The organism is Falsiroseomonas sp. CW058, from assembly GCF_050563535.1.
In the GTDB taxonomy this organism is placed as follows: Bacteria; Pseudomonadota; Alphaproteobacteria; order Acetobacterales; family Acetobacteraceae; genus Falsiroseomonas.
The window spans coordinates 1-8,673 of record NZ_JBNXUO010000063.1; the positions used below are offsets into that span (position 1 = coordinate 1).

Sequence of the window (8,673 nt, forward strand, 5' to 3'; positions counted from 1 at the left end):
GAGGCCGCCGCCCTGCTCGGCCTGGCGCGCGTGCTCGCGAACGAGATGCCGGCGCTGCGCCCGCGGCGCATCGACCTCGCGCCCGACCTGCCGACGGAAGCCGCGGCCGCGCGCCTCGCGGCCGAACTAGATGCCGCCGCGCCCGAGGTGACGCTGGCGGCGGCCGGGCGGCTGGTGCCGCGCCTGGTGCCCGGCCTCGCCCTGCCGCCGCCGGGCGGGGCGACCCGGCTCGAGGTGGCGCAGCCCGGCCGGCTCGGCACGCTGCACTGGGCGGCGGCGGAGCCCCGCGCGCCGGGCCCGGGCGAGGTGCTGCTGCGCGTCGAGGCGGCGGGCGTGAACTTCCGCGACCTGATGTGGGCGCAGGGCCTGCTGCCGGAGGAGGTGCTGGAAGCCGGCTTCGCCGGCCCGACGCTCGGCATGGAAGCGGCGGGCGTGGTCGAGGCGGTGGGCCCCGATGTCTGCCTGCGCCCCGGGATGCGCGTCTTCGGCGTGGTGCCCGGCGCCTTCGCCACCCGCGCCCTGACCCGGGCCGAGGCGGTGGTGCCGCTGCCCGAGGGCCTGGCGCCGGAGGAGGCGGCGACCATCCCCGTCGCCTTCCTGACCGCGCTGCACGCGCTGGAAGGCTGCGCGGGGTTGCAGGCGGGCGAGGCCGTGCTGATCCATGGCGGGGCCGGCGCGGTCGGCCTTGCGGCGCTGCAGGTCGCGCAGGCGATCGGCGCGCGCGTGGCGATGACCGCGGGCAGCGCCGCCAAGCGCGCCTTCCTGCGCGCCGCCGGCGCCGACCTCGTGCTCGACAGCCGCGACCCCGGCTTCGCCGACGCGCTGCGCGCCGAATGGCCGGACGGCGTGGACGTGGTGCTGAACAGCCTGGCGGGGGAGGCGATGGAGCGCAGCCTCGGCCTGCTGCGGCCCTTCGGCCGCTTCCTCGAACTCGGCAAGCGCGACTTCGTGGAGAACCGCCGCGCGCCGCTGCGCCCGCTGCGGCGCAACGCCAGCTACTTCGCGATCGACGTGGACGAACTGCCGCGCGCGCGCCCGGCGCTGGCGGCGAAGCTGCTGGCGGAGATCCGCGCCCGCGCCCAGGACGGCGCCTTCCGTCCGCTGCCCTTCGCCGCCTTCGCACCGGAGGAGGCGGAGGCCGCCTTCCGCACCCTCCAGGCCTCGGCCCATATCGGCAAGCTGGTGATCCGCCCGCCGGCGATCCGCCCCGCGGCGGAGGCGCCCTGGGCGCCGCCGGGGGACATGACCATCGTCGTCACCGGCGGCACGCGCGGCTTCGGGCTGGCCTGCGCCAGGTGGCTGGCCGGGCGGGGCGCGCGGCACCTGGCGCTGCTCGGCCGCCGCGGCGCGATGGAGGCGGGGGACGCGCTGACCGACCTCGCCGCGCTCGGCTGCCAGGCCACGATCCATGCCTGCGACGTGGCCGACGGCGCCGCCCTGGCCGAGGTGCTGGCGCGGCTGCGCGCGGTGCGGCCGATCGGCGGCGTGGTGCATGCCGCGGGCGTGCTGGAGGACGGCGCGGCCGCGGGGATGGACGCCGCGCGCTTCCGCCGCGTGCTCGCGCCGAAGCTCGGCGCCGCGGAACACCTGGACCGGCTGACCGCGGGCGACCCGCTGGCGCTGTTCCTGCTGTTCGGTTCCGCCACCACCGCCTTCGGCAATCCCGGCCAGGCCAACTACGTCGCCGCCAATGCGGCGCTGGAGGCGCTGGCGCGGCGCCGCCGGGCGGCCGGGCGGCCGGCGCTGGCCGTGGCCTGGGGGCCGATCGCCGATGCCGGGATGCTGGCCGGGGACGCCGCCAAGGCGGAGCTGCTGCACCGCCGGCTCGGCGTCGCCGCCATGACGGCGGAGGAGGCGCTGTCGGCGCTGCCCGCGCTGCTGGCCGCACCGCATGCCGCGCCGCTGCTGGTGCGCCTCGACGGCGGCGCGCAGCGGCTGCGCCTGCCGGTGATGGCGGAGCCGATGCTGGCGGCGCTGGCGGGGCGCGAGACGGCGGCGGAGACGGGCGACCTGCGCGCGCGGCTGGCCGGCATGGCGCGGCCCGAGGCGGAGGCGCTGATGCTGCGCCTCGCGCAGGAGGAGATCGGCCGCATCCTGCGCCTGCCGCCCGAGGCGGTGGGCGCGGAGACGCCGGTGGTCGGGCTCGGCCTCGACAGCCTCGGCGCGCTGGAACTGCGCGGCGGGCTCGAACAGCGGCTCGGCGTGCAGGTGCCGATCGCGGCGCTGACGGAGGAGATGACGGTCGCCGCCCTGGCCCGCCAGGTCGCCGAGGCGGCGCTGGCGCCGGCCGCGGAGGAGGCGACCATCGCGACGCTGATGGAGAGCTTCGAGCCGGATGCGGGGCGCCGCGCGGCGGGCTGATCCGCCAGGCCCCTTCGTTGCCGATCGTTTCCCCCGCTTGCGGGCGGGGGCGGCGGGCGGGCATGACGGGGCGGGCACCGTCCCGCCCGGCCATCCCAACGGAGACACCCACCCCGCATGACCCGCGGCGCCGGCTTCGGCCTTTCCGCCACCGCCCGCCTGGCCCTGGTCCAGCGCCTCGCCCGCCGGCGCGAGGGGCAGGAGGCGCAGGCGGCCGCGGACCCGCGCGGCTTCGGCGGGATCCAGAACCTCAAGGACTGGGGGCTGGTGCGGGACGCCATGGACGCGCTCGGCATCGAGAGCCCGTTCTTCCGCGCGCATGAGGGACTGGCCGGCGCCACCACCCGCATCGCGGGGCGGGAGGTCGTGAACTTCGGCAGCTACGACTACCTCGCCCTCAACGGCGACGCGCGGCTGCACGCGGCGGCGGCGGAGGCGATGGCGCGGCACGGCATCTCCGCCTCCGCCTCGCGCCTCGTCTCGGGCGAGAGGCCGGTGCATGCGGCGTTCGAGCGGCGGCTGGCCGCGCATTACGGCGCCGAGGCCGCGCTCGCCTTCGTCAGCGGCCACGCCACCAACGTCACCGTCATCGGGCACCTGATGGGGCCGCGCGACCTGATCCTGCACGACGCGGCGATCCACAACTCCGCGGCCGAGGGCGCGCGGCTGTCGGGCGCGCGGCGCATCTCCTTCCCGCACAACGACCTGGCGCAGGCCGGGAAGGAACTGCGCGCGGCGCGGCGCGGCGCGGGGCGCGCCCTGATCGTCATCGAGGGCCACTACTCGATGGACGGCGACCTGCCCGACCTCGCCGGCTTCGTCCGCCTCGCGCGGGACCACGAGGCCTGGCTGATGGTGGACGACGCGCACGGGCTCGGCGTGGTCGGTGCCACCGGCAAGGGCATCTTCGAGGCCGCGGGCGTCGATCCGGCCGAGGTGGACATCTGGATGGGCACGCTGTCGAAGACGCTCTGCGGCTGCGGCGGCTACATCGCGGCGCGGGCGGAGCTGGTCGACTGGCTGCGCCACACCGTGCCGGGCTTCGTCTATTCGGTCGGCCTGCCGCCGATGCTGGCGGCGAGCGCGCTGGCCGCGCTCGACGTGATGGAGGCGGAGCCCTGGCGGGTGGCCGCGCTGCAACGCAACGCCGCCACCTTCCGCGAGCTCTGCCGCGCGCGCGGCTTCGACACCGGGGCCTCGGCGGGGCTCGGCATCGTGCCGGTCATCCTCGGCAGCTCGGTGCGCGCGGCACGGGTCTCGGCGGCGCTGCTGGAGCGGGGGGTGAACGCGCTGCCAATCGTCTTCCCCGCCGTGCCGGAGAAGGCGGCGCGGCTGCGCTTCTTCCTATCCGCGGCGCATGAGGAGGCGCAACTGCGGGACGCGGTGGAGCGGCTGGCCGAGGCCGCCGACGGCGTCGCCCCCGCCGACCCGGCCGGGTGAGGCTGCCCCCCTCCGCGACGGTGGGGCGGGGGAGTGGCCCCGTGTCGATCACCCCCGTCTTGATCACCCCCGTCGCCACCCCGGCCGAGGCCCGCGCCTTCCTCGACCTGCCGGCGCGGCTCGCGCCCCTCGGCTGGGGCGTGCCGCTGCGGGCGGAGGAGGCGCGGCTGTTCGACCCGCGGCGCAACCGCTTCCTCGACGACCACGCGGTCGCGCGCTTCCTGGCGCGGCGCGGGGAGGAGGTGGTGGGCCGCGTCGCCGCCTGCGTGCCGCTGGCCGGCCCGGGGCCTGCCAGCTTCGGCTTCCTCCGCTGCACCGAGGATGCGGGCGTGCTGGCCGCGCTGCTCGGCGCCGCGGCGGAGTTCGCGGCCGGGCACGGGCGCGGCTCGATCGACGGGCCGCTGTCCTTCACGATCAACCACGAGGTCGGCGCGCAGCTGTCGCATTTCGACCGGCCGCCGGCGCTGCGGATGCCGCGCACCCCGCCCTGGCTGCCGGCGATGATCGGGGCCGCGGGCTTCGCGCCGCTGCAGGAGGTGGTGGCCTGCACGCTCGACCTCGGGCAGGAACGGCACCGCGCGCGCTTCGCCGCCATCGCCGCCCGCCGCGCGGCGGAGATGGCGCGGCTGCGGCTGCGGCTGCTGGACCGGCGCGACTTCGCGGCGGAGGTCGCACGCGTCGCCGCGCTCTACGACGAGGCCTGGGCGGGGAACCGCCACGCCGTCCCGCTCCGCCCGGGGGAGGTCGCGACCATGGCGGGGCTGCTGCGGCCGCTGCTGTTCGCGGGCGAGGTGGTCTTCGCGGAGTGGGACGGCGCGCCGGCCGGGCTGGTCGCGATCGTGCCGGACATCGAGGCCGCGCTGCCGCGCGACGGCCGGCTGCTGCCCTTCGGCTGGGCGCGGCTGCTGCGCGCCCTGTCGGGCCGGACGGGGGCGGCGCGGATCCCGATGCTCGGCATCCTGCCGCGCTTCCGGGGGCACCCGGCATCCGCGCTCGCCATGGGCGCGCTGCTGGCGGAGGCGATCGGCCTGGCGGAGCGGCGGGGCTGGCGGAGAGTGGAGATTTCGTGGATTCTGAATGACAACAATATCATGATGAATGCAATGGACCGCATACCGGCGCCGCTGTCCGGCCGCTGGGGCATCTGGCGCGGTCCCGCGGGGGCGCCGCGGAATTGACAGACCGGCCGCGGGCCGGGAGGTATCCCCCCGCCATGTCACCCCAGGACACCGCCCTGCCGCCGGACCCGGCCGGCCCGCAGGGCCCGCCCAAGCGGTGCTTCCTGTTCCTCCAGGGACCGATCAGCCCCTTCTTCGCCGAGGTCGCGGCCGGGCTCGCGGCGCTGGGCCACGCGGTGCGGCGGGTCAATCTCTGCCTCGGCGACCGGCTGTTCTGGCGCGGCGCCGGCCTGCCGCCGGCCGAGGACTTCCGCGGCCGGGCGGAGGAATGGCCGGCCTTCGTCGCCGCCTTCCTCGACCGCCACGCGGTCACCGACCTGATGCTGCTGGGCGAGCAGCGCGCCTACCACCGCGCCGCGATCGCCGCGGCAAGGGCGCGCGGCATCGCGGTGACGGTGACGGATTTCGGCTATTTCCGCCCGGACTGGATCACCCTGGAACGCGACGGCATGGGCGGCGACAGCCGCTTCCCCCAGGACCCCGACGCGATCCGCGCGCTGGCCGCGCTCGCGCCGCCGGCCGACCTCGAGGAGCGGCACCGCGACGATTTCGGCCGCCAGGCGCGCTGGGACGTGGCCTATCACCTGGCGAACCTGCTGCCCTGGCCGTTCCGGCACTACCGGTCGCACCAGCTGCACCACCCGCTGGCGACCTATGCCGGCATCGGGCTGCGGCTGCTGTCGCGCGGCGGCGAACGGGCGGAAGGCGCGCGCGCGCTGGCACGGTCGCAGCCGCATCCGTACTGGGTCTTCGCCATGCAGATGGAGACCGACTTCTCCATCCGCGCCTATTCGCCCTATGCCGACATGGACACGCCGGTGGCGGAGGCGGTGCGCAGCTTCGCCCGCCACGCCCCGCGCGACGGGCGGCTGATCGTGAAGGTACATCCCCTCGACCCCTGCCTGAAGCGCTGGGGAAGGCGGGTGGGCGCCATCGCCGCCGCGGCGGGGGTCGCGGAGCGCGTCCACATCGCCCATCACGGCGTGCTGGACGACATGCTGCGCGGCGCGCGCGGGCTGGTCACGGTGAACAGCACGGTGGGGCTGCGGGCGCTGGTGCTCGGGCGGCCCGCCATCGCGCTCGGCCGCGCCGTGTGGGACGTGCCGGGGCTGGCCTTCCAGGGCCCGCTCGACCGCTTCTGGGCGGATGGCGCGCCGCCGGATGCCGGGCTGCGGGACGCCTTCCTCGGCGCGTTGCAGGCGACGACGCAGCTGCGCGGCGTCTTCTACGGGCCGGAAGGCCGGGCGGTCGCCGTCGCCAACACCATCCGCCGCCTGGACGAGGGCACGGTCGGGCTGCCCGTTCCCTTCACCGCCCGGGCATGACGCGGAAGCGCACCAGCCGCACCAGCCGGTCGCCGAGGCCGGGCGGCAGCAGCGCGAGCGCCCGCAGCAGCGCGCCGACCGGCCAGGGGAACACCGCCCGCCCGCGCCCGGCCAGGATGGCGCGCTGCACCCGCGCCGCCGCGGAGTCGAGGCCGAGCAGCAGCGGGCGCGGCCCCGCGAAGCGGTCGCCCATCGCGCTGTCGAAGAAGCCGGGTGCGATCACCGTCACCGCGATCCCGTCGTCGAGATGCGCCGCGCGCAGCGCCTCCCCCCAGGCGATCAGCCCGGCCTTGCCGGCGCAGTAGCCCGGGCAGTCCGGCAGGCCGCGGAAGCCGGCGACGGAGGCGACCAGCGCCACCGCACCGCGCCCGCGCGCCCGCATCCCCGGCAGCAGCGGCCCGACCAGGTGCATCGCGCCGAGCAGGTTGACCTCCACCTGCCGCGCCGCATCCGCCGCCGCCTCCGGCTCGCCCGCCGGCGTGGTGCCGGCGGAGATGCCGGCATTGGCGATGACGAGGTCGACCGGCCCCGCGGCCTCGAAGGCGGCGAGGCGGGCGGCCAGCGCGGCGGCGTCGCGCACGTCGATCGCCGCGACCTCGGCCGTCGCGCCGCGCGCGGCGCAGCGGGCGGCCACCTCGGCCAGCGCATCGGCCGAACGCGCGACCAGCAGCAGCCGCACCCCCGGCGCGGCGAAGCGTTCCGCCAGCGCCGCGCCGAGCCCGCGCGAGGCGCCGGAGATGACGACGGAATTCATGCCTGCGGCACGAAGGTTCCACCTTCGTGCCCCTCATGCGCCGGGCGGGCCGCATCCGCGGCCCTGCGCTTCGCGGCACCTGCCGCGGCGGCCATTCGGCCGCCCGGCCCTGCGGGCCGCCGGTTGGAACTTCGCGTGTCGGGCATCACCGCCACCCCCGCAGCCCCGCCACCAGCCGCGTGACGGCGCCCTGCATGGCGCGCAGCCGCGCGCGGCGGCCGGGGGGGAACAGGTCGGGGCGGGCCATGCGGTCCAGCAGCACCTCGGGCGGGCAGGGCAGGCGGGTCAGCGGGTCGATGCAGCGGGGATAGAGGATCAGCGCGCCGGCGACGATCTCGTCCAGCGCCAGCCGCCGCGTGCGGCGCGGGACGGGCGCGCGGTCCTCCGTCAGGCCCCAGCCGGCATAGAAGGGCCGGCCCCAGCAGGTGACGGGGATGCCGCGCAGCAGCGCCTCGAAGCCGGTCAGCGAGGTCAGCGTGTGGACCGCGTCCACCTGCCGCAGCACCGCGGCCATCGGCGCGTCCTCCAGCACCTGGTCCGCCAGGCCGTCCAGCGCCGCGCGCGGGATGCGGCCGCGGCGGAAGCCCGCCTCGATGTCGGGATGCGGCTTGTAGACGAGGAAGGCGTCCGGCTCCGCCGCCCGCACCGCCCGCAGCAGGGCGAGGTTCGTGCGGATGGCGCCGCCGCCCAGCGCCACCGAGGCGTCGTCCTCCACCTGGCCGGGCACCAGGATGCGCCGCCGCCCGGGCGGGGCGGCGATGGCGGGGGCGGCGCCGCCGAGGTTGTACTTGGTGACGCCCCGCGCGACGACCGCCTCCCGCAGCGCCGCCGCGCGGGCCAGCAGCGTTGAGGGAAAATCCACCGTCGCCAGCACATGCTCCAGGTCGCTTTCCCGCGCCGGGTCGTAATGCGGCCCGCGCGCGTCGAGCGCGAAGGAGGCGCCCGCCCGGAAGGCGGCGCCGAGGCCGGCGGAGCGGATGAAGCCATCCTCCAACCACAGCAGCGCCACCCCGGCCGCGTCGCAGCGCGCGGCGAGGCCGGGCGGGGCCGAGGCGCTCCAGGCCAGCAGCGCGCCCCCGCGGCGGCGCGCGGCGGCGATGGCCGCCCCCGCCCGGCCGTGGAAGGACGGCGGCGGCGCGGCGGAGGCCAGCAGGTCCCGCAGCCGCTGGCGCTTGAAGGGGTGGATTCCGAGGCAGGCCGCGACCTGCCGCCCCTCAGCCTCCCGCGCGGTCCAGAGCGCGAGGAGGTCGAGCGCCTGGAGGATGCCGCAGGGTGCGCCATCGAAGGGGTCGGTGCAGCGGGTGGCGGCAAGGACCGCGGCCCAGGCCGATGCGGGATCGGCGCCGGCCAGCGGCCCGTCATGCAGCGCCACCCCGGCCGCGAGGGCGAGCAGCGCCAGGTCCCGCCCCGCGCCGTGCAGTTCCGCCGCCGCGTCGAGCAGCGTCCAGGGCGAGACGGGGCCGAGGCTGCCCGGCAGCACCGGCGCGCCTTCGGCGAAGGGATCGCGCACCGCCAGCACCGCCCCGCCGCGCCGCCGCGCCGCGCCGCGCCGCGCGCGCGCCGCCGCCGCCCCCGCGGGCGCCGGCCCGGCCGCCGCCTCCCAGGTCGCGCGGTA

General features: G+C 77.7%; 6 protein-coding genes. 4 read left to right on the plus strand and 2 right to left on the minus strand.

The features are described from left to right. From ACK8OX_RS25020 to ACK8OX_RS25035, 4 genes are all read left to right on the plus strand, one after another. On the plus strand, positions 1-2,361 hold a 2,361-nt coding region (locus ACK8OX_RS25020; RefSeq protein WP_430667015.1), incomplete at its 5' end, for an SDR family NAD(P)-dependent oxidoreductase. Positions 2,362-2,478: 117 nt separating this feature from the next. Next, on the plus strand, positions 2,479-3,801 hold the full coding sequence (locus tag ACK8OX_RS25025) for an aminotransferase class I/II-fold pyridoxal phosphate-dependent enzyme (RefSeq protein ID WP_430667016.1): 1,323 nt from the start codon (positions 2,479-2,481) through the stop codon (positions 3,799-3,801). Between the two features lie 41 nt (positions 3,802-3,842). Next, positions 3,843-4,979 (plus strand): hypothetical protein, encoded by a 1,137-nt coding sequence (locus ACK8OX_RS25030; protein WP_430667018.1) that lies wholly within the window; start codon positions 3,843-3,845, stop codon positions 4,977-4,979. 35 nt (positions 4,980-5,014) lie between these two features. Next, entirely contained in the window at positions 5,015-6,304 is a 1,290-nt protein-coding gene (locus ACK8OX_RS25035) for a capsule biosynthesis protein (RefSeq protein ID WP_430667019.1), read from the plus strand. On the opposite strand, the gene ACK8OX_RS25040 is transcribed toward ACK8OX_RS25035, so the two are convergent. Beyond that, positions 6,288-7,058, minus strand: coding sequence for an SDR family NAD(P)-dependent oxidoreductase (locus tag ACK8OX_RS25040; protein ID WP_430667020.1), 771 nt, complete (start codon positions 7,056-7,058; stop codon positions 6,288-6,290). The two genes, ACK8OX_RS25035 and ACK8OX_RS25040, sit on opposite strands and share 17 nt — an antisense overlap. 145 nt (positions 7,059-7,203) lie before the next feature. Continuing rightward, a partial coding sequence (locus tag ACK8OX_RS25045) for a hypothetical protein (RefSeq protein WP_430667021.1) occupies positions 7,204-8,673 on the minus strand: 1,470 nt, incomplete at its 5' end.